The organism is Litorivivens sp., from assembly GCF_041624475.1.
In the GTDB taxonomy this organism is placed as follows: domain Bacteria; phylum Pseudomonadota; class Gammaproteobacteria; order Pseudomonadales; family Spongiibacteraceae; genus Litorivivens.
Genome location: NZ_JBFJUX010000007.1, coordinates 42,767 through 64,570, shown reverse-complemented (window position 1 = coordinate 64,570; position 21,804 = coordinate 42,767). Strand labels below are relative to the sequence as shown.

Annotated in this window: 14 protein-coding genes and 1 pseudogene; 4 read left to right on the top strand and 11 right to left on the bottom strand. The window is 54.9% G+C overall.

Annotated elements, in window-relative coordinates:
- Positions 1-43: 43 nt before the first annotated feature.
- Complete coding sequence (locus ABY734_RS09455; protein WP_372778747.1) at positions 44-919, bottom strand: DUF1295 domain-containing protein; 876 nt, start codon at positions 917-919, stop codon at positions 44-46.
- A gap of 52 nt (positions 920-971) precedes the next feature.
- Positions 972-1,541 carry a uracil-DNA glycosylase family protein gene (locus ABY734_RS09450; protein WP_372778847.1) on the bottom strand — a complete coding sequence of 190 codons (570 nt, stop codon included), beginning with the start codon at positions 1,539-1,541 and terminating at the stop codon, positions 972-974.
- Positions 1,542-1,659: 118 nt separating this feature from the next.
- Here ABY734_RS09450 and gcvP point away from each other — a divergent pair, with 118 nt between their 5' ends.
- The 3 genes from gcvP (at position 1,660) to ABY734_RS09435 (ending at position 6,148) form a co-directional block, all read left to right on the top strand.
- Positions 1,660-4,539 (top strand): aminomethyl-transferring glycine dehydrogenase, encoded by a 2,880-nt coding sequence (gene gcvP / locus ABY734_RS09445; protein ID WP_372778746.1) that lies wholly within the window; start codon positions 1,660-1,662, stop codon positions 4,537-4,539.
- Positions 4,540-4,696: 157 nt separating this feature from the next.
- Positions 4,697-5,251 (top strand): cupin domain-containing protein, encoded by a 555-nt coding sequence (locus ABY734_RS09440; RefSeq protein ID WP_372778745.1) that lies wholly within the window; start codon positions 4,697-4,699, stop codon positions 5,249-5,251.
- A 60-nt stretch (positions 5,252-5,311) separates the two neighbouring features.
- Positions 5,312-6,148: an SDR family NAD(P)-dependent oxidoreductase gene (locus ABY734_RS09435; protein WP_372778744.1), complete on the top strand. Its 837-nt coding sequence runs from the start codon at positions 5,312-5,314 to the stop codon at positions 6,146-6,148.
- A gap of 489 nt (positions 6,149-6,637) precedes the next feature.
- Here the strand turns inward: ABY734_RS09435 and ABY734_RS09430 are convergent, their stop codons facing one another.
- From ABY734_RS09430 to ABY734_RS09400, 7 genes and pseudogenes are all read right to left on the bottom strand, one after another.
- Entirely contained in the window at positions 6,638-9,697 is a 3,060-nt protein-coding gene (locus ABY734_RS09430; protein WP_372778743.1) for a transglutaminase domain-containing protein, read from the bottom strand.
- 90 nt (positions 9,698-9,787) lie between these two features.
- A complete protein-coding gene (locus tag ABY734_RS09425) occupies positions 9,788-13,282 on the bottom strand; it encodes a putative Ig domain-containing protein (RefSeq protein WP_372778742.1) in 3,495 nt (1,164 codons plus the stop codon).
- Positions 13,283-13,439: 157 nt separating this feature from the next.
- A complete protein-coding gene (locus ABY734_RS09420; protein ID WP_372778845.1) occupies positions 13,440-15,872 on the bottom strand; it encodes a carboxypeptidase regulatory-like domain-containing protein in 2,433 nt (810 codons plus the stop codon).
- A gap of 120 nt (positions 15,873-15,992) precedes the next feature.
- Positions 15,993-16,178, bottom strand: a pseudogene (locus tag ABY734_RS09415) (hypothetical protein); the annotation flags it as partial.
- Between the two features lie 253 nt (positions 16,179-16,431).
- Complete coding sequence (locus ABY734_RS09410; RefSeq protein ID WP_372778741.1) at positions 16,432-17,553, bottom strand: hypothetical protein; 1,122 nt, start codon at positions 17,551-17,553, stop codon at positions 16,432-16,434.
- A 109-nt stretch (positions 17,554-17,662) separates the two neighbouring features.
- Positions 17,663-18,109: a MaoC/PaaZ C-terminal domain-containing protein gene (locus tag ABY734_RS09405; protein ID WP_372778740.1), complete on the bottom strand. Its 447-nt coding sequence runs from the start codon at positions 18,107-18,109 to the stop codon at positions 17,663-17,665.
- A complete protein-coding gene (locus tag ABY734_RS09400) occupies positions 18,109-18,585 on the bottom strand; it encodes a nuclear transport factor 2 family protein (protein ID WP_372778739.1) in 477 nt (158 codons plus the stop codon). Before ABY734_RS09400 ends, ABY734_RS09405 begins: the two co-directional genes overlap by 1 nt.
- Positions 18,586-18,767: 182 nt before the next feature.
- Here ABY734_RS09400 and ABY734_RS09395 point away from each other — a divergent pair, with 182 nt between their 5' ends.
- The gene (locus ABY734_RS09395) at positions 18,768-19,985 is read left to right on the top strand and encodes a sulfotransferase (protein WP_372778738.1); all 1,218 of its coding nucleotides are present in this window, start codon (positions 18,768-18,770) and stop codon (positions 19,983-19,985) included.
- 2 nt (positions 19,986-19,987) lie between these two features.
- On the opposite strand, the gene ABY734_RS09390 is transcribed toward ABY734_RS09395, so the two are convergent.
- Both ABY734_RS09390 and ABY734_RS09385 read right to left on the bottom strand, forming a co-directional pair.
- Positions 19,988-20,740, bottom strand: a complete 753-nt coding sequence (locus ABY734_RS09390) for an SDR family NAD(P)-dependent oxidoreductase (RefSeq protein WP_372778737.1) — start codon at positions 20,738-20,740, stop codon at positions 19,988-19,990.
- Positions 20,737-21,774 carry a 2-dehydropantoate 2-reductase gene (locus tag ABY734_RS09385; RefSeq protein WP_372778736.1) on the bottom strand — a complete coding sequence of 346 codons (1,038 nt, stop codon included), beginning with the start codon at positions 21,772-21,774 and terminating at the stop codon, positions 20,737-20,739. Before ABY734_RS09385 ends, ABY734_RS09390 begins: the two co-directional genes overlap by 4 nt.
- Between the last annotated feature and the right edge of the window lie 30 nt (positions 21,775-21,804).

Below are 21,804 nucleotides of genomic sequence, written 5' to 3'. Positions count from 1 at the left end.
GACGGGAAAGGGCAAAACCGGGCTAAAGGAGAAAGTGCAAATGCTATTTCCGGGGAGGCCGCAACATTAATAGCGGCGTTTCTTTTTTATACACGTGGTAGTCGAGGGAATCGCCCCACTTCTGTTCAGCGCGCTTTTCCAGCAGCGGAATACCACTGATCTTGACCAGCAAAAACACTACAAACACGGGAGAGATCAGCGCCAGCCACTGCAGCCCCTCAAAAACCGGCATGGCGATCACGGCAATACCCATCCACAGCAGGATCTCGCCAAAATAATTGGGGTGCCGCGACCAGCGCCATAAACCGACATCCACAAAACGACCCTGATTTTCAGGCTTACCATTAAAAGCCGACTTCTGATAATCGGCGATGGACTCAATGCAAAAGCCCGCCAGCCAAATCAGCAAGCCGATATAGGCAAGCAACCCAAGCGGAGCCTGACGAGTACTGGTAATGGCAACCAGCGCCGCCAGCAATGTAATGAACACCCAGGCACCCTGAAGAGTCCAGGTCACCAGAAAGCGCGACCAGCGGGTTTTAATAACATCAAAACGACCGTCCTTGCCCGCTTTCTTAACCCGGCGAAACAGGAAGGTGCCTAGCCGCAGTGCCCAGCAGCTGACCAGCGCCGCCACCAATAGGCCGCGAGCATCCAGCGCGCCGCCAGCCAGCAGTACCGCCAGACCAACAATCACCAGATAGGTCAGGCTACCGGTCAGATCATAGTAGTGCTCGGTCTGATAAATAAAGGAAGGAATAAACACCAGCCACTGAACGCCCATGGCTATGGCCGCCAGCACCACCAGCAGCGGCCAGCCCGCCACATGGGTCTCGCTATCACCCACGACATAAGCCAACCCAAAGACCAGCGCCAGACACACCACAATGACGACCAGCGCCCGGAGTACTGCTTTCATACTTCCTCTCTCAATAGTTCAACTGCTTCGCAGAGCGGCCTGAGGCCCAACATCAGCCAGAGAACCGACTGACCCTGCGCTTCAATTCCGGCACAACATCCCGCTCAAACCAAAGGTTTCTCCGCAGCCAAAGCTGGTTACGCGGCGACGGATGCGGCAGGGGCAGGTAGAGAGGCCCGTAATCGGCAAAGTGCCGCACCGTTTCCGTCAGCGTGCCATAGGGTTTGTCCAGATAATGCTTTTGCGCATACTGCCCGATCAGCAACACCAGCTCGATATGCGGCATCAAGGCCAGCAGCTTGTCATGCCAGGCCGATGCGCACTCAGGGCGCGGTGGCAAATCACCGCTCTTGCCCTTGCCGGGATAACAAAAGCCCATGGGCACAATGGCGGTGAGCGACTCATCGTAAAACTGCTCGCGCGACCAGCCCAGCCAGCTCCGCAATCGATCACCGGAAGGGTCATTCCACGGTATCCCCGTCTTGTGCACCCGAGTGCCCGGCGCCTGCCCGACAATCAGAAGCCGGGCGGCACTACTGGCGCGGACCACCGGGTTGGGCCCAAGGGGTAAATCTGCCTCGCAAAGGCGGCAGGCGCGCACCTCGGCCAATAATTTATGCAGCTTATGGCCGCTATCACTGGCGATGACTTTCGCGTCTTGGTCAGCCAAGGAAAATCCGCCCTCAATATGCTTTAATACGCGCCTTCAAACGACGCCCAAACCCGGAGATTTATCATCCATGGCAAGCACGCTGTCCGCACTTGAGCAACAGGACGATTTTCTGCGCCGACATATTGGCCCCGACGACGCGCAGATTGCAAGTATGCTGGAAACACTGGGCGTCAGCACCCTGGACGACCTGATCGGCCAGACCGTGCCCGCCAGCATTCGCCGCGAGGCCATGGATTTGCCAGAGCCCCAGTCGGAAACCCGGGTTCTGGATTACCTGAAAACACTGGCTAAAAAGAACACCGTGGCCCGCACCCATATCGGTATGGGTTACTACGACACCATTACGCCCAATGTCATCCTGCGCAACGTGCTGGAAAACCCGGGCTGGTATACCGCCTATACGCCCTACCAGCCGGAAATTGCCCAAGGCCGTTTGGAAGCCCTGCTCAACTTCCAGCAGATGGTGATGGATCTGACCGGCATGGAGCTGGCCAACGCCTCCCTGCTGGACGAAGGCACTGCCGCTGCCGAAGCCATGACTCTCTGCAAACGCTCCGCCCGCAAGAACAAAAGCAATGTGTTTTTTGTCGATGAAAACTGCCATCCGCAAACGCTGGCGGTACTGCAAACCCGCGCCAAGCCGCTGGGCCTGGAGATTGTCGTCGGACCCCGTGACAGCCTTGCCGACCAGCCCGCCTTTGCCGCCTTGCTGCAATACCCCGGCTCTACCGGCGAAGTCGTCGATCTGAGCGGACTGATTCAAAAAGCCCACGATGCCGACACCCTGGTCGTCGTCGCCGCCGATCTGCTCAGCCTCACTCTGCTAACGCCACCCGGCGAGATGGGCGCGGATGTCGTCGTCGGCTGCGCCCAGCGCTTTGGTGTTCCGATGGGCTTCGGTGGCCCCCACGCCGCCTTCTTTGCCACCAAAGATAGCTTCAAGCGCTCGGTACCCGGCCGCATTATCGGCGTTTCCGTCGACAAGCGCGGCAACAAGGCACTGCGCATGGCCATGCAGACCCGCGAACAGCATATTCGCCGGGAGAAGGCCACCTCCAACATCTGTACCTCGCAGGCGCTGCTGGCCATCATGGCTGTGTTTTACGCCATCTATCACGGCCCGGAAGGCCTGCGCACTATTGCCGCGCGCTGCCACCGACTCGCCGCAATAGCCGCCAAAGGCTTTGAGCAGATTGGTTTTTCAATTCGCTTTGACAACTACTTCGACACCATCGTGATCGAAACCGGCGTTAACACCGATACGTTCTTTGAAAAAGCGCAGGAACAAGCGATCAACCTGCGCAAGCTCGATGGCGCACTCGGCATCAGCATGGATGAGACAACCACCCGCGCCGATATCGAAGCACTGTGGGCCATCTTTGAAGGCGACTTTAAACCCGACCTCGACGCCATCGACGCCGAACTGGAAGACGAGCCCGCCATCCCCGCTGAGCTGAAGCGTCAGAGTGCCTATCTGACCCATCCGATCTTCAATACCCACCACAGCGAAACGGAAATGCTGCGCTACATGAAGCAGCTCGAGAGCCGCGACATCGCTCTTAACCACAGCATGATTGCGCTGGGCTCCTGCACCATGAAGCTTAACGCCACCGCTGAAATGATTCCGGTCACCTGGCCCGAATTTGGCCGCATCCACCCCTTCGCCCCCAAAAGCCAGGTGCAGGGTTATCTGGAAATGATTGGCGAGCTTGAACAGCAATTGATTCAATGCACGGGCTATGACGCCTTCTCCATGCAACCCAATGCGGGCTCGCAAGGGGAATACGCGGGCCTGCTCGCCATCCAGAAATACCACGAGAGCAATGGCGATCATCAGCGCAATATCTGCCTGATCCCCTCCTCAGCCCACGGCACCAACCCCGCCTCAGCGGCGATGGTAGATATGAAAGTGGTTATCGTCGGCTGTGACGACAAAGGCAACGTCGATATTGACGATCTGCGTGAAAAGGCCGAGCGCCACAGCAACGAGCTTGCCGCCCTGATGGTCACCTACCCGTCCACCCACGGCGTGTTTGAAGAAGGCATTCGCGAAATCTGCGAGATTATTCATCAGCACGGCGGTCAGGTTTACGTGGATGGCGCCAACATGAATGCGCTGGTCGGCCTGGCCGCGCCCGGTGAGTTCGGTGCCGACGTTAGCCACCTGAACCTGCACAAAACCTTCTGTATTCCACACGGTGGCGGTGGCCCCGGCATGGGCCCGATCGGTGTTAAAGCTCATCTCGCGCCCTTCCTGCCCAATCACCCGGTGCTGGATATCGACGGCCTGAACAAAGAGAACGTTACCGTTTCTGCTGCCACTTACGGCAGTGCAGGCATTCTCCCCATCTCCTGGACGTATATTGCACTGATGGGCGCGCGCGGCCTAACCCGCGCCACCGAAGTGGCGATACTGAATGCCAACTACATCGCCAACCGTCTGAGCGGCCACTATCCAGTGCTCTATACCGGTCGCAATGACCGGGTAGCCCATGAGTGCATTATCGACCTGCGCCCCCTGAAAGAGAGCAGCGGCATCACCGAAGAAGATATCGCCAAGCGCTTGATGGACTATGGTTTCCACGCCCCGACCATGTCCTTCCCGGTAGCCGGCACCCTGATGATCGAGCCTACCGAAAGCGAGGCCCAGGAAGAACTGGATCGCTTCTGTGAAGCCATGATTACCATTCGCGCAGAAGCCGCCAAAGTCGAAAGCGGTGAGTGGTCGCTAGAAGACAACCCGCTGGTGAACGCACCTCACACCATGGCCGATATGCTCGACGCCGACTGGAATCGCGCCTACAGCCGCGAACAGGCCGGCACCCCGGTGGCCCACCTGAAAGCCCACAAGGTTTGGCCTGCGGTCAACCGTATCGACAATGTGTACGGGGATCGGAATCTGTTCTGCGCCTGCCCTCCCATTGAGAGCTATGAAACCGGCGCCTAAGCGCCCACTTTCTTAACAAAGATTCACGCGCAAAGGCTAGGGAAAGCCGAAACCGCCTGCGACAATGGCACCTGATGGTGCAGACTCGCAGGCTTTCCCACCTCCTTATCTGGGTAATGCCTCTGTCTGCCAGAGAACGCCGACAAGGAGCCTTTCCATGAGCGAACAGCAACCCACCACCGAAAAGACACGTCGCGGCATTGAAGTTTTTCGGGCTGATGCCGGCGAACCCCTCTCCGAAACCCAAATGCCCATGGAAGGCATTGATGAAAGCGTCATGGCCGGTTTCGCCAAGGTAATGGAGGCCACCGGCGGAGACCCGGGAGGTGAGACCGTCCGCTGCCTGTTCAGAGAACCCAAAGAAAACGGCATGAGCCTCTGTCATGCGTGGTTCAAAAGTGGCTTCGTGCTGCCCCGCCACTCCCACAATGCCGATTGCATGTACTACATCATCGCCGGCGAGCTGAAACTGGGTAATCAAACACTGGGCAAAGGCGACGGTTTTTTCGTGCCGGCCGATGCGCCCTACAGCTATGAAGCTGGCCCCGAGGGCGTCGAAGTACTGGAATTTCGCAACGCCACCCAATTCAATATCGAATTCAAGAACAACAGCGAAAGCCACTGGGATCGGGTTGCGAAGTCCTATGGCGACAGCGCTGAACGCTGGGCTGAAGAAACGGTTCCGCCCTCGGGCAAGCTGGTCCACTTGTAAGACATCGCGAGCGCCCAATTCAGGACGCTCTGTTTCATCAAAAATAAAGCGAAAGCAAACATGCGCAAAGCAGACAATCTCGTTCAACGTTACGGCCCCTGGGCCGTTGTACTGGGCGCCTCCGAAGGCGTCGGCTCCGCCTTTGTCGAGATGCTGGCCGCACAAGGCTTGAACGTTCTCCTGATATCTCGGCGTCAGCAGGTTATCGAAGAAGTCGCAGCAAAGGCAGAAAGCGACTTTGGCATTCAAACCCGAACACTGGCGCTCGATCTGTTTGCGCCGGACGCCATGGAGCAACTGATTGCCGCAACCGCCGATCTGGAAGTTGGCTTTCTGGTTAACTGCGCCGGCGGCGATGCGCACTACGGTGATTTTCTGGAGCGTGACCTGAAAAGTGAGGAGGCGTTGCTGTTTCGCAATTGCACTTTGCTGATGCGCGTATGCCACCACTATGGCAAACAGATGGTCGAACGCGGCCGAGGCGGAATTGTCATTATGAGCTCCGGCGCCGCCGGCGCCGGTGCGCCGGGACTGGCCACTTACGCAGGCACTAAGGCCTTTGATCTTTTGTTTGCGGAAGCGCTCTGGGGAGAGCTGAAGCCTCAAGGCGTGGATGTGCTTTGTGTGATGCTTGCCGATACCGACACCCCAACGCTACGACATCAGATGCTGATTCGAGGAAAAATCGCCAGCATGGACGAAGCGCCTAAAGGCGCCACCCCCTCATCGTTTGTTGCCGAAGAAGCCCTGCGTTACATCGACAAAGGACCCACCCGAATTATCTCGCGCAAACTGCGGATAGGAAGTCGCATTATGGGCTTGATGGGGCGCAATTCAGCCGTCGCTGTTATGACGGCCGCAGCAAAAAAAATCATGGGGGGAAATATCGCAAACTAGGACTACAAATTAAGATCTAGAGCAGTCTACTTCCATGAACAGTCGAAATCCAATGAACAAATAGTGTTAAACGATAGACTTTATAAATACTCTTTCTGCCTCCTTTTTTTGCAGACTGCCCCTAAGTTTCTAGCTATGTTTTGTATAGGGAAACTTTACAATACCCCTCATCGTTATTTGCCACGCGCTCCTCTCTGTAGTCAACATCAGGGTTTTCAATGAGAAGGGAATAAACTGGCTTTAAGTGAGGACACTTGATATGCATATACGTTAACAACAGAAAATCTAAAGGAAAACGCAAAAGCAGATAAACCCCATCGCCCACAACAAGGTCAGACGCATTTGACCGCGCATATTTCACTCGCAGTGCAACTGCACAGAATATCAAATACTCAAACCTAGTAAGCGTGATATCTACGCTACCTTTAACGCTCAAATCTTGTAAATACAGAGACTTCATTACTACCTCGCTCTGCTCTGTCCATAACTTTAACAATTCCACTCAGGTTCTGGAATAAATACACCTAGCAGCGTCGCAACTATACCTACTACTGCATCCACTAAAAAATCAATAAGAGCTTTAATTAACAACAGGAATGTTACAATAGCCAAAGCAAACTGATCCGTGCACACAGAAAAAGCTTTAAGTAAGCCAGAAATTAGAGAATAAATCGTAAGCGCACCTGAAATTATAGTCAGAGCAATGGCTGTATGGAGCACAAGGCCTACTAGAAAAACTTGAAGCGCGAATACCAAGAAAACTCCAGCAAGTATATATGGCAACGCCATCAAGAACCCACCATTAGTACCTCCAGATATTTTGTAGGCTCCAGCGCCAGTATTGGAATCTATGAGTAAATAGCCACTACCTGCCCAACCATGATATGCAAGTTTGTCTTCATGTGCTGTAGCCACATTACCTGCCAGCACCGAATTTCTAATTTCTGACTCTACTTCCACACCTAAATTTATTGCCGCCAGAGCCTCGTCGAGATTATCCTGAGTGATTGTCCAGATTTTCTGCCCTTCCGCTGCTGCAATAGCAAGTGCCTTAACCGCAGAAATACCATGTGCGGGATTTTCATCGGTGCTAAACATCTGCTCCGGCACTAAATGCTCCATCGCGCTTAATCGAGCGCCGCTGGCCCGCGTAAAGTTGATTTTTTCAGATCTATCTCCGCTTTTAGCAGCCCCATGAAAAGTGACCGCATCCACATCCATTGTCAGACCACTAAAAGAGGTGTTTCGAGGCACACCAAACCAATACTGAGGCTGTAGTGTGGTGGAAAATATACCGTAGCTGGGCAAGCGATAGGTCACCATACCTGCCGACTGAGCCTGGATTTCCTCCTGCACGTCATTGAGCGCAAAGTAGCTCATGATGGTGCCGTAGATCAGATCACCCATAACATCGTGCTTGGTGAGAGTTACCAGCTGGTTGTCATCACCGGACTCCAGCTTGGTTTTCGTGCTTTCCAGGTTTGCCCGGAGTGACTCAGCCTGATCGGCGCTGATACCTTGGAGATCAAGGCCGATTGCCCTGTATTCGCCGGCGATCGGATGATTTACCGAGGTAAACCATTTATGGGCGGGGCTATACAAGCCCATGGTTTCGTATAGCTCTGTACCCATGGTTTGTGCGGGACCACTCTGGATGATCTCTCCGTTCGCAGTTAGCTCGGCAACCAGATTGATCAAGTAGCCTGGTAGAGTGTCCGGCAAATCATTGGGGTCGATTTCTCCAGTTTCCGGGTCGGGCGCGGGCAGATAGCTTTCGATCACCTCCTGATCATCTTCCGTTGCCGGACGGAAGCTGAGCGCTAACTTCTTGCCGGCGAGTTTGACTGTCGGCTCGTTAAGGACGATGAACGGTGTGTTTGGGTAGCCGGAATTCTGTGTAGCCAGTTCATATTTAAAGCGGTGCCGCAAGGAATCCGGGACCTCGGAGAATACCTGCTGGGTGATGATGTGCTCGTAGGGTAGTCCTGCAGCCAGCGGCAGCGGGGGCAGAATCTTGATTTCCTGCAAGCCCAGCACTTCGCCAACAGTGGCATCCGGGTTCTGGTTATTGATATAAGCTTCAAGCTCTGACTGAAAAGATTGGAGATGCTGTTCAATAGCCTGCTGGGGAATGTTCTGCACCCAACCCTCTTCTTCATTGATGACCGCGCTTTGCTCGATATCGCTGGCCAGTGCCTGCGGGTCAAACGGTACGTTCTGCTCAAGCGCCATGCCTTCGCTGAACTCATACTGTTTAAATGACGCATCCATTGGAATCCACCGATCCCCCTGAATATTCTTGACGCCTCGCGAGGGCTCAAAATCGACGTAGGCTTCGACCCAGGTATGCTCCATGCGGATCGCCCTGACCTGACCGCCCGAGATCAATGCCGTATTGGGTATTCCGCCCTGCCCCAGCAGACTTTGCGCGGCCTCCGGAACATGAACACCTCCAACCCAGTTCATGACCTTTTCAACCGGAATTTCCACCGTGCCGTAGGCATAACGGGCAGGCACGCCGGCCGCGCGCAACAGGGCGATCAGCAGGCTGGCAGTATCCACGGCATTGCCACGGCGATTCTCAAGTGTGTATTGGGCGCCCTGAATGGACCCATGACTGGGGACATACCGAATATTGTTGTGTACCCAGCTATAAATCTCCACCGGGTTGTTGTTAAGACTTTCAGCCAGGGCCTTGATCTCATCGGTAATGACTACATCGATAGACGGGGCCAGATCAGCATCACTCGGTTTATTGTCCTCTGGGGTTAGCCACATCTCATGCGTCAGCGACGCGGAGGCAAGTTGCGTGTGGCCCACCAGTGAATCAATTCCTAGCACGGCCTGCAGACCCGGCTTACTCATTTTGGGGGCTCGAACCTCATCGCGGGGCGCTCGCCATGGCAGGTTGTTAGGATCGACCGCGGTATGCGTACGCTTGAACTTTTCGTTCGCTAGGCTTTCGCCTAATGCTTTTAGCGACTCCAATTGCTCCTTGGCGTCTGAGGAGGCTGTGAAATCTTGAAGGCTCCTGTCCAATGCCCCATATTTCGCTTTTACTTCGGCAATGGCCTTTGCGTGTCGTTCACGAATCAGCTTTTTAACCTGCCCCTTGGCCCTGGCCTCCAGATTCTGACCTTCGTTTTCAAAGCGCTGAATTGCTTCCTCATAGGCCTGCTTTACCTGCGCCGCCAGCGCCTCAACCTCCTCTAGATCTTCTTTGGACAATGGCCCGTCGCCCAATCCCAGCTTTTCCAGCATACGAGACAGCCAACTCTGATTCTGCCGGTAGTTGGATACGGAATCCGGCAGCTCCCTGGCCAGCATTCTTTGCAGTTTGCCCAGGCGATACGACAGCTTCTTTTCCGGTGTGCTTTCGAGAATACCTTCTATTTTCTCGTCTCTTTGCCTGTCTTTATTTCCCTGTTCGGCAATTGCCGAGCCGACGGGGGAAAGATAAAAAACAAAGGTAAACATGCAAGCTGAGAAGAGGGATGTGCCCTTTGCCAGCTGTCCAAAGCGGAGCACATCCAGTGTCATCCCTGTCATTGTTACATCCTCAATCGAAATTTTGGTCTTGTTCTTTATAAGGGCACTGCGTGATGCATTGAGCTTCCCAACTGCGCCGAAAGCACAAACTTATAACTCTCGCTGCAGCTGGTAGAGCCAAGCACCCACCGCGAGTCTGAAATCCATAGCAGTAGCGCCTTCCAACCCCGAAGACTTCTCCAGGGCCAACAGCAATGACTTGATGGCTTTATCAATCTTTCTGTTATGAGCATATGTCGCCGCGCTTTCCAGCTTATTTCGAATCGCCTTGTAGTTAACCTCCCCGGCGGCGCTTTCCTGCAACACCTGCAGCGCAGAAAGCGCAGTGTTTTCGCTATCCTGCGGCTCTGCGACACCAAAACTCAGTGAATACTCACTGTCATCTACCATCAAGCTGCGATTGAGACCCGCGTCGACATCTATCGCGACCACAAAGTCGCCGCTAAATCCCTCGGGAACCCGGCTGTAAAAAACCTTGCGTTGCTCCGCAGGAGCATGGAAATCCCGCTGCCATAGCCAGGCATTGTCAGACAATTGAATCAAGCCATCCGCGTACTCAATGGCCGCTCCCGCAGGTAATGTCAGCTGCACATTCACAGCGGCCTTGCGCCCCAAGCTCTGTACCGTAACTTCAATAGGAAGTATTCGGCCCGCTGCTACCGGCCATATGTTCGGCTGAATAGTATCCAGCGCGCGCAGCAAAAGCGTCTCATGCAATGACTGCCGAAGGCTCGCTTCAGTAAGCACGTCGTAAGCAAAGTAACTGTTTCTGCCACGCCCATAGTGAGCAGCGGTTACAGCTGCGGGACCGTCCGGATATGCGCATTCGGAACTGGCATTCTTTGCGCCGTTGAATACAGCCCAGACCTGGGCGCCACAATGGGCTAGTGCGTAGGCACCGGTGGCAACCACTTCTGATCCGGGTTCCACTGACGATTCGCCGATCAAGTTGATTGCACTGGATTGATTATTTTTACCGGTGAGTTTAATCCCCAGAGCTCTTTCGAGCTGACTATTTCTGCGGTTCCATGCCCCGCTAATTAGGACACCAGTACCACTATAGTTAGCTTCCACCAGTAGTTGCTCCGTCTGAGGGTGCAACTCAACCATCTCAGACAAGAGCGCTACCGCGCTATATCGGCCTGAGTTAAACTCCCTGTTAAAGTCTTCAGCGTTATCGGTAATGGCAAATTGCCAGCCTTCGCGGTGAAGAAGAGTTTCGAGATAGGCCCGCTGACCTTCCACCGGTTCACTGTCGTGGGGCGCGGTCTCAGAATCCATAAGCACAAGCAGGTAGCCTCGGCTGGCCCTCTTTACATCAACATCCAGCTCAGGTGGTACAACTTCATATCCGGCGGCAGCCAGCTGAGACAGTTCACCGTTGATTTCGGCCATCAATATACAACCGTATGCGCCGTAAGCAGGTGGATCTGCCAACATAATCTGATAGGGATGGGCCGGTTCTGTGCCGATGCTGACGTTCTTTTCACGTATCTCGTAGATCACCTCACCGCTGTCGAGGCTCACGATCTGATAAACAAGCGTTGCTATCGTTGGCGACGCATTACTGCGGCTGGCCGTTTGAAAATGACAACTCTTGGCCTCACCCGTCGGGTACTCAACAACCGAAGCCTGCCCGATAAGGGCTTGCAACTCAGAGCGCTCGACTTCAAAGGTGGTCGCATTACTTGCCACCATCTCGCCATCCTGCCTGACTTGCCAGACAACCCGGTAGGTACCCGCCTCACGATCAACCAAGGCCAGACGATGCTGTCGATCAGTGGCGTCCTGGGGTGACAAGCTACCAATGGTGTACAGCTCTTCGCGAAGCAATTCTCCGCCGGGGCGATAGATAGCCAGACGGCCTTCCCCGCCTTCAAACGAAGCATTTTCGGCAAGGTTTAATGTCCGCAAGAAGATAAACGCCTGATCCCAGGCTTGATACCGAGGCTTGTCAGCACTGACCAACGCCCCCACGTGGGAAAAGTCTCCATTTTGCGTGGTGAGGGCAAACGGCGCGCTGGCTTGCTGAACCACATCCCCATGCTCATCTAACGTTCGGGCAATCGCCTGATAGTTGCCTGCGTAGAATCCCTGGGTATCAAAGTACTGATCCGGCAAATACCGCTGCTCACCAGGCGCCAGGTCGGTAGTCACGCCTCGACCTAAATCGACAACCAATTTGCCTTGGCTATCCATAATAAGAAGTGATGTCTCCGCGTCGGTCTGCGCCTCACTGAGATTGGTGAGCCAGGCGCTGACCCGAACCTGCTCGGAAGGTGCATATACAGTCTTGTCGGTTTCTATATCAATACTAGTCAAAGACGGTGCAATGTTGACCCACTGCTCATCGAGCTTCTGGTATACCGGATTACCGTCAATGTCCTTGTAATGCAGCTCCAGACTTTCGGTAACCAAACGTTGCTCACCCGGCTCCAGGTCGAACAGCTTTAACGTTGAAACCAACGCTTCGAGCTGACCCACATTAAAGGATGGAAATTCCCAGGTTACGATCATCTGTTTATCGAGATAGCTTATCGAACTCGGTTGTACCGTAAACGCGCTGTTGTCGATCTCGATTCCCGACGACTTGATTGTGCTGATCACGCGAACATCAGAGATAGCAGGCTTGATTACATTAATCTTGATTGATACAGGAATCGCTGCTCCACCGCGATTATCGTTCGCTAGAAAGGTAACAAGATGCTCACCTATATCGCCTACCGCTGGTGTCCAGGACAACTGAGCAATTCCCGTACTACCGTTGGATGTGGTCTGCTCAAACGTCGCGCTACGTGGCAGACCAACGTGATTCAGATAAACCACATCATTGCTGTCATCATCGCTGGCCTGAACCCGAATCGTCAGATTCTGACCCACAATAGCGGTGATAACACTACCCGCTTCCGGCGTAGGCGGATGATCGAATGCTGGTGCGGAATTGGCTCCCTGATCCTGCAGTCTGATCAGAAAATCTACCGCGCTAGTGCTTTTTAGCGCACCGTTCTCATCACGGTCTTCGATGGTTACCTGAACGGTATATAAACCATTACTGAATGACTCGGCACCCTCCCAGCTAAAGATGCCTGTATTTGGATCAATGCTCATTCCACCGGGAATAGAGGGAATCGCGGATTCTGAACGTGTAGACATACGCCAACTCAAGGTATCGCCGTCTGGATCTACCGCAGGAACAAGGAAGCGACAGTTGTACTTGGGGCAGCTGACTATCGGAGGCAGATTGCTGACGGGAGAGGAGTTACCGTCCTCGAGATTTACGCGCGTATAGACACGCCAACTGGCATTGCCCCCGTTTCGAATTGCGCCAATCTTGCAACAGCTTGAGAAACTTCCCAGCCAAGGACTACCGTTGGAGTTCGGCGACGGATAGGTATGACGTATGTAGTCGGTGCCACTGCCAGTTTGAATGGCTCGCCCGACAATCCAGTCTTCCTGGAGGTTGCGAGCAATAACCTCGTAGTAATGGCGCCCCGAACGACCATCACCAAATGAAAAGGAACCGGGACGAAAAGTTTGACCAATATTCGGATGGCCAAACGCACTGCTACGAAACGCTACGGTCATTGTGAAATCCGCAGTCGACGGCGATACCTCTGGCGCCGCGCGATATGAGAAATGCCCAAAGCGAAAATGACTGGCCTGACTACTCGCACTTACCGCGAAAAACAGTACTATGCACAGCCATCGGCCAACTGCCGGAAACAGGAAATGGTCATACGCCTTATTCACCGTCAACTCCTTTTATTTCGATTCTGCTGTCCACAGAAATGCCTTCCAGTGGCAAAATCTCAGCGGGATTCAATGACTGCGAGGCCTCCAGCCGGATAGAGGGAGGTACAAAGACAAGACCGGTGGCAAGATCATCAACCGCCGCACCATTGAGGTCGACAATTTCCAGCAGATAGTCACCGCTTTCGGCAAAGCTGTAAGGAAAGTCACTCAACGCAATTCGACTGTTAGTCTGTTCTGGCCCAAGCTGGACTGACTGATTACCCTGCACGATTTCGCTGCCGTCAGGGTGTCGCAATACATAGCTGAAGTTCAAAGTGACAGGAATATTGGATTGATTGTGAATATCGGCATATAGCTCGATAGACGTTTCGCGATGAAGCAAGGCATATCCCGGAGCGGCATGGCCTGCGACAGAGAGCAGCCTACCCGTTTCCATCACCTCTACCGAGGTGCTCTTCTCTGACACAAGATTACTGGTCGCACCGTCAAAGGCCTGCACGGTAATGAGGTAGCTACCGGGCGCTATCCGCTGGGTGTTCCACCATTGTTCAAATGAAATCTCACGCTGCTGTCCAGGTTGAACCTCCTCGATAGTGTCTTCCAGATGCTGCTGATAATGGGCAATTTCGTCGGGGCTGCTGTCCGGATCAAGCGGTGGAAGATAGCTCGCCGTAAAACTGGCCAACTCGGCGCCATCCTCGTCCAACACCCGCACAAAGAGCCTCGCTCGCTGGGTTAACTGGGTGTTATTTTCCAGTACCGCACTGATATAGACCGGCTCATACGCAGTGTAGGATTTTTTGTCCGTTGCGACTTCTGCGATGGTAACGCCACGCAGCGACGCGCTGCGCAACGGGATGTCCAGCGAAATATCGGTGTGTTCGCTTAGCGACAACAGCTTATCTGTAAACAGGTATCCCGAGGCTGTCACCGACACCGTAAACTCAAGCACCTGAATATCTGACAGGTGGTAATAGCCATTATTATCACTGCGGGTACTATTCCCATTCACCGATATCTGCGCACCGGCTACCGGGCTTCCTGTCCTCATATCGGTTATTCGTCCGGTAACGGAGCTGACCGGCAAGGTTGTTTTCTCTTTAAGCGTGATATCACCGACATTAAGCCTGCTTTTCTGTGGGACAACGAGATTCGAAACCATGGTTTCATAGCCCGCCTTCTGGAGTTGGAGCGTTTTGTCACCCTGAGCGATATCCAGCATTTCAAAATAACCCTGGGCATCGCTTTGAGTAGAAACAACACTGGCTCCGTCACTCAGCTGGATGCTGACCAGTTCCAAGGGCAATCCATTAGAGTCAATCAGACGCCCGTGAATGCTGGATGCGGTGATCTCCGGCTGACTTGAGGGAAGCAAGGGAGGCGAAAAATTTACCACTGAGCCTGCTTTCAAGTCGGAGTTTGCCACCGCTGTATGGTAGCCAGGTAGCGATGCCGTCAGAGTTGCCGGCCCAGGCTCACTGAGAAGCTGGTAGCGGCCCTCCTCATCGGTAACCGCGCTACTCCGGCTCGCGCCGACCACAGCCTCAACCACGGAACCGCTCAGCGGCTGATCGCTTAAACCATCTTTTACAATGCCTTTTATCAATGAAGTGGATGGCGCTACTGACAGACGAATCGTACCGACGTTTACAAACTGACCCGCTTTTACGCTGACATTCTGAGAGGCACTGAGATAGCCCGGTGCGGAATAACCGAGCATATAGGCCCCCGGTTCCAAACCACTGATTGCAAAGCTGCCGTCATCGTTGAGTTGATTGCCCGGCGCCGAGCCATTCAACAGGTCAACGCTCGCATTGCCAATGGGCTGCCCGGAATCAGCGTCTAACAAGACACCTGTAATCACGGCTTTTTCCGGATCAACCGGTACATCCACCGATCCCAACAGGGTGAAAGCGCTGAGAGCCAAGGCTGTCGTGTAAACTGAATCATCCCAATGCCCCTGCTGAGCCTGCCTCTCAGCCAGTCCGCGCGCCGCAGGCTGATAACGCGTTACATCAGTGGTCAGGGGAACTAGTGCTTGCAGCGCCAGTGCGGTCTCCCAATCATCGCCCCAGCGAACATTGCGCTGGCTTGAATACATCACTGCCATTGCAGAACGGAGCGTATCGCCAAGCGCGAAGCGATAAAGATAAGGTTTCAGCGCTTTCACAACCTGAGCGGTAACCTCCAGCGACGCCTGATCTTCGTATAATCCGAATGCGCCACTGGCAAGCTGGGCAGAAGACAAATAGTTCACCGCAGCCGCTGCATAGGCGGTATCCGCCCCGACTTTTTGAAGGGCAAGCAGGGCGTGGGCTGTGTCCAGCGGGGTACTCTGGTAGCCGCTGAAGTAGCCGAAACCACCATCAGCACCTCGCCGCTTCAACAATTCAGTCAGCGCGTCTGAAACAGGTTCATTCATCGCAGTCAGAACCCGAATCAATCTGGCCAGACGTTCCGTAGACAACAGCTCCAGATTGGACTGCAGGGTTCTTAGCGCCGCGGAAGGAGCGAAAGTAGTTGTTTCATGCGCCAACAAGGCGAGTGCGGCCTGCGAAGTAGCTTGATCAACCGAGGCCGAGTCGGAGCTAGAGCTAAAGGAACCGTCATCACGCTGCCTGGACTCCAGCCAGTGAATTGCTGCCTGAAGATTGGCGCCAACGCTTTCCTGAGAGTGAACTTCACCATCGTGCGAGTGAACCGGTGCCGATAGGCAAAGGCAAAGCACAAAGAGACGAAAGGAGATTAAAAATATTATCCTGCACACGACAAGGCCCACCAGAGCTTATTGTTCGAATTATTTCGTGCAGGAATGCGCATCCATGCTTAAGCGCTGAATCACAGAAAGGATTCAACCGGCGTCCCTGCCGAATGATGTATCTACTGGTTCACGATGCTATAGCGGAATTTAAAGAATGTGAAGTGACAGATGAAAATTTCATACTTGCGTCACAATCTGTGGCTGAAACATCAAACTGCCACTACTCCGCCCCGTCAAACAGCTCCTTGAAGCCCGAACGCTCGTGGCGGCCAATAACGATAGTCTCAAGAACACCCATACCCACCTTGTCACCCATGGTGGCGCGCACTACCTGATGGTTGTGGATGAACTGGTAGTCCAGCGGGTTTACCTCATTGTGGTCCCATTCTTCACGGGCAGTGGCCAGCTCGCCTTTCCAGTAGGCGTGGCCCCATTCGAAGTGGTTGTAGCCTATGCCCAGCATGTAGAACTTTTGCAGCGGCTCGAGGGTGTACTCGTAGCTGTTGCCATCTTTGTCCTGAAAATTCATTTGCGCACCGGCGGCCATGCGCGTGCCCTTTTTCCAGCTGACGCTGTGCTGCACATCGCTCATCGCTTTGATGCCGGGCTCTTCGCCGTGGGGAATATCGTCGGGATTATTGTAGAGCGGCACCAGATCGGCGCTGACCTGGGTGGGCCGCCCGTCGCGGTCTTCAAAGGTGCCCATCTGGGTGCAGAAGTCACCCCAGTTGATGGGGTTCCACACCCAATACACACCGGGGTCTTCGTTGAGCAGGCCCGGAGCGCCGCCCTGAGGTTCGCCGACGGGGCGCACGCCCCAGGATTTGTCGCGCACGGCATAGGCTTTTTTCACTTCGGTGCGTTTGCCATCAATACTGAAGTAGCCGTCCCAGCTTCCCATTTGCGTGAAGCGGGTGGTGAACATGATGAGATGACCGTCGTCATGCATGATATTGGGCGGCTCACGATGGGGAACGCTAGAGGCGGTAAACAGCAGGTCGCACTCAATGTTGTGCTCGTTGGCTTCCAGCTTTACCCGCACCTGCCGCATGGGTTCTTCGATGGTCACGCTCAGCGGGCCAACGACGGTTTCCTTACGGTCTTTCGGGGCGCGCCGCGAGGCGTGGAAGGCGTATTGTTTATTGCCCACGGCTACGCTGAAATGGCCGTCCATGATATGGCGATTGGGGTAAAGACCAAAGCCAATTTCAAACAGGTAGTCGCCGCTCTCGTCGAAGCCATTAAACCAGTAGCGGTCGTAGAAGTTGCGGTCGCTGGTGGACGGCTCAGCTACCGGGTAAGCGGTCTGGTGAATGCAGTAATCGTCGAAACTGGTAATCATGGGGGTCACCGTGGGGAGTCGTGGTTTATTGTTAACTACATCTGGCATTGACTATACGGGCGGATAGTCAATGCCGCAAGCACCCCCAAGATGACGATTCGGAAAGGATTCAGCTGCCGCGCTTGAGCAGCAGGCTGGCGATTTTATAGTCCACGGCCAATTCGTCGCGCTGGTTGAATAGCTCGATACGGGAGACGCAGATACCGCGCTCGGGGTTGCTCGTCGACTCGCGCTTGCTGTGAATTTCGGCCTCAACCCGCAGGGTGTCACCGGCAAACACCGGCTGGTGAAAGCGAACCTCGTCCCAACCCAGGCCTGCGACAACCGCCATGGGCTCTTGCTGGATGGCGTGGCTCAATTTCACACCAATGGCCACGGTGTGAATGCTGGAGGCAAACAGGCCGCCGATGGGGGACTGGCGCGCCACCTCTTCATCCAGATGGAAGAGCATGGGGTCCCACTGCCCGGCGAAGGTTTTAATCTCCTCCGCCGTCAGGGTATAGCGGTCTTCGCCCACTACGCGGTTGCCGACCACAATATCTTCAAAGTAGCGCATCAGTCGCAGGCAAAGCGATTGCCGATGGGTATGGCGGTTACCTTGACGTCATCCGGGCGCTTGCTGATCTGCTCGAACAGCCGCTCATAGGCGGAGTTTTTGATGCGCCATTCACCGTTCACTTTGATGTACTCATCACGGTACAGCGCACTGCCTTCAAACTGGGTGTTGTCGTCCAGATTGACGAAGATATCGTGCAAATACCACAGACCGACGGCAGTATCGCCATCGACGGTAATTTCGGGATGATGGCCGTTGTGCATGCCAAAGCGGGTTTTGGTAAACGCGCTTTTATAGAAGGCTTCGATATCGCCCCAGCCGTTAAAGCTGATGTCGTAGGACGGGCTTTTGAAGTTGATGGTGGCATCGTCGACAAACACCGAGGCCTTCATCCCCTCCCAGTTGGCGGTATCGAGAAATCGGAAATAACGCGCTTTCAGCTGTTTGATCAGCTCGATCGCTTCTAGATCTATCATGGTCGTTCTCCAGTTTGCTTGCTGTTACCACACTATAGTCGGCGCGGGGCGCCCTACCATCCTCTCAATGGGTGACACTAAACGCGTCGTCGGCTGGCCTCGGCTGTATGGGCTGCGGTAGACTGTCGCCCCTCCACGCCATGGACCGCCGTTGGATGTATAAAGCGTCACTCCCCCTCAACTTGAAACTACTCAACCTGTCTGGCCGCAGTCTGCGCCTGGTCGGGATTCGGGGAGCGAGCCTGAGCCCGCGGGATTTGCTTAAACGCGCTCGCCGCAACACCAATCTGAACGACTTCGGCCCCGACGACTTTCGCGAAGGGCTGGAGGTACTCTGCCAGTCACTCGAAACCGAGGCACAACTGACCACCTTTGGCAGGCTGGTAGCCCAAGCCGATATTCTTCACGCGCTGGAGAATCGACTCAAGCTTATCCACTCCTTTAAAGTCAATCGCGAATTGAGCGGGTCACCCATTTCACGGCCGCTGATTATTACCGGCATCCATCACGCCGGTTCGTCGCTGCTGCACGATCTGCTGGCCCAGGACCCGGATAATCGGGTACCGCTAAGCTGGGAAATGCGCTACCCCTTCCCGCCGCCGCGTACGGAAACCTATCACTCGGATTCCCGCATTGCCCGCGTTAACCGCGAGCTGAGCAATTCGCAGCGGCTAATGCCGGAATTGAAACGCCTGTACCCGATGGGGGCACAGCGACCCCAGGAGTGCGTGTCGATTACGGCGATGAATCTGACGTCGATGAATTTCGGCGTGATCTACCGGGTGCCGAGCTACAATCGCTGGCTGGAGGAGCACGCGAATTTTCGCGGCGCCTACAACCTCCACTACCAGTTCCTGCAACATTTGCAGTGGCGCCACAAAACCGAGCGCTGGGTTTTGATGTCCAGCGGCCATCTCTGGCACATGGATGCCGCGCTGAAACGCTACCCTGACGCCATGGTGGTACAGGTTCACCGCGACCCGCTGAAGTCAGTGTGCGCACTCAGCAATCTCACCTATACCCTGCGCAGCCTTGCCTCTCACGCGCCTGATCTCCGCGATATCTCGCGCCACCAGGCCGATCTGACTGCCCAGGGGCTGAGCAAAAACCTGACGCTCAGGCAATCGGGTAAAATCCCGGCCAAGCAGATCCTGGACGTGCAATTCCAGGACATTCAAAACGCGCCGCTTGAGGTGGTAGAACGCATCTATCGGCACTTCAACCTGCCGCTGAGTGAAACTGCCCGGGAAGCCATGGAATCGCTACTGGAATCCCACGACTACCTGAGGTACGACCGCCACCGCTATCATTTCATGGCAACAGGGTTGCGCCTTGAAGAAGAGCGACGCCGCTTCAAGCCTTACATGGATTACTTCAAGGTGCCCCAGGAACGGGTGTGATCTCAACGCGACAGGCCGCCGTTATCAACCACCAGCGATTGCCCGTTCACGTACCCGGCCGCATCGGAACACAACCACAGTATCGCTTCGGCAATTTCCTCGGGCTCAGCCAGCCGGCCGCAGGGGATACTGCCGAGGATCATTTTTCCGACCTCAGGGTTGGCCATGCTCTGCTCAAGCATCGGCGTGCGGGTTGAGCCAGGCAGTACGGCATTGATTCTCACGCCCGAGCGCGGGTTTTCCGCCACCGCCGTTTTGGTAATACCCAGCACCCCGTGTTTGGAAGCGCAGTAGGCCACCAGATTCGCCGTGCCAATCAAACCCGCCCCCGAGGCCACATTGACTATAGCGCCACATCCTTGCGCCTTCATGGTCGCCAGCTGGTGTTTAACGCATAGAAATACAGACGTCAGATTGGTGGCGATAACCTGATTCCAATCCTCAAGTCGATAGCTTTCAAGCGCCGCCGCAGGGCCTGTGATGCCAGCGTTATTGACGGCACAGTCGAGCTGACCGAAATACTTGTTGGCCTTTCGCACCGCCGTTTCAATATCCTCTTCCGCCGTCACATTGCAGACATGGAAGTAGCAGTCGGCGCCTTTTGATGCCAAGTCCTGACGCAAAGCTTCGCCGCGCTCAACGTCCATATCACACAGCAACAAGCGCGCCCCGTCGGCGGCGGCTTTGTGTGCGCAGGCGGCGCCAATACCCGAGGCCGCGCCGGTGATCATCACAGACTTTCCTGCCAGACTCATACCGCCTCCTTCAATTCGCGCAGCAATTCAGCGCCGGACCAGTCGCGCTTGCCGCCGCTTTCTGCGGCCCGGATCAACGCAATTATTCGCTGATTCGCCGGTGCAGTGGCGCCCGCTTTCTCTGCCTGGCGGACGACTTCACCATTGATCCAGTCGATTTCGGTTACACGTCCCGCTTCCAGATCCTCCCACATGGACGAACGCGCCAGCGGGTCAATTGCCAGCATCTGTTTGGCAAGGCGGGTAAATAGCCAGTCGGGTGATTTCAGAATCCAGGGCAGCATCCGCATTGGCACGGGCATCAGCCGGGCCGGGCGAATGTCACTGCGCTTGAGTATCGTCAGCGTTTCTTCAATCAACATCGCCAGACAGCGGCGGTAGTCCCGCTGTGACAATTCATCGTGCAGCGGGATACCGGACAGCGCATTAAGCGCATTGTTGAGGTTCATCAACAGTTTGGCCCACTGCACTTCATGCATATCGGCCCTCAGCTCCAGAGGCAGGTCACCGGCCTGAAAATACGGCAGCAGCACTTCTAGCTGGGGGTGAGGGTCAGACATCAACTCCCCTTCGGTACCCGCGTGGAAATGGCCATCGCCTCGCTGCAGCACATTGAAGGAGATCATCGCGGTCAACACAGGGTTGTCCGGCAGGTACTTTGCCAGCGTACGCGCATTGCCAATGCCGTTCTGCAGGCTGACCACCACAACATCAGGCTTGATTCGGCCGGCCAATGCCCGCCCGACCTCGTCAGTAGCCGCAGATTTCACCGTCACAATAATGATATCCGCCGCGCTAATCGCCGCATCATCGGTCGCAAAGTGAACCGCCTTCGCAGGCAGCTGAATATCGGCCCCCTGCCAGTCCGTCAGTCGCAGTCCATGCGCTGCCACCTGGTCAGCGATGCGCTGACGTCCGATAAAGCTGACTTCAACACCAGCGGCCTGCAGCCGCCCACCTACATAGACACCAATACTGCCGGCACCGTATATGCAGACTTTCGGGAGAGCGTTGTCTTTCTTCTGACTGGCCATTAATCACCCTGACTGTGTTTCGGAAAATAT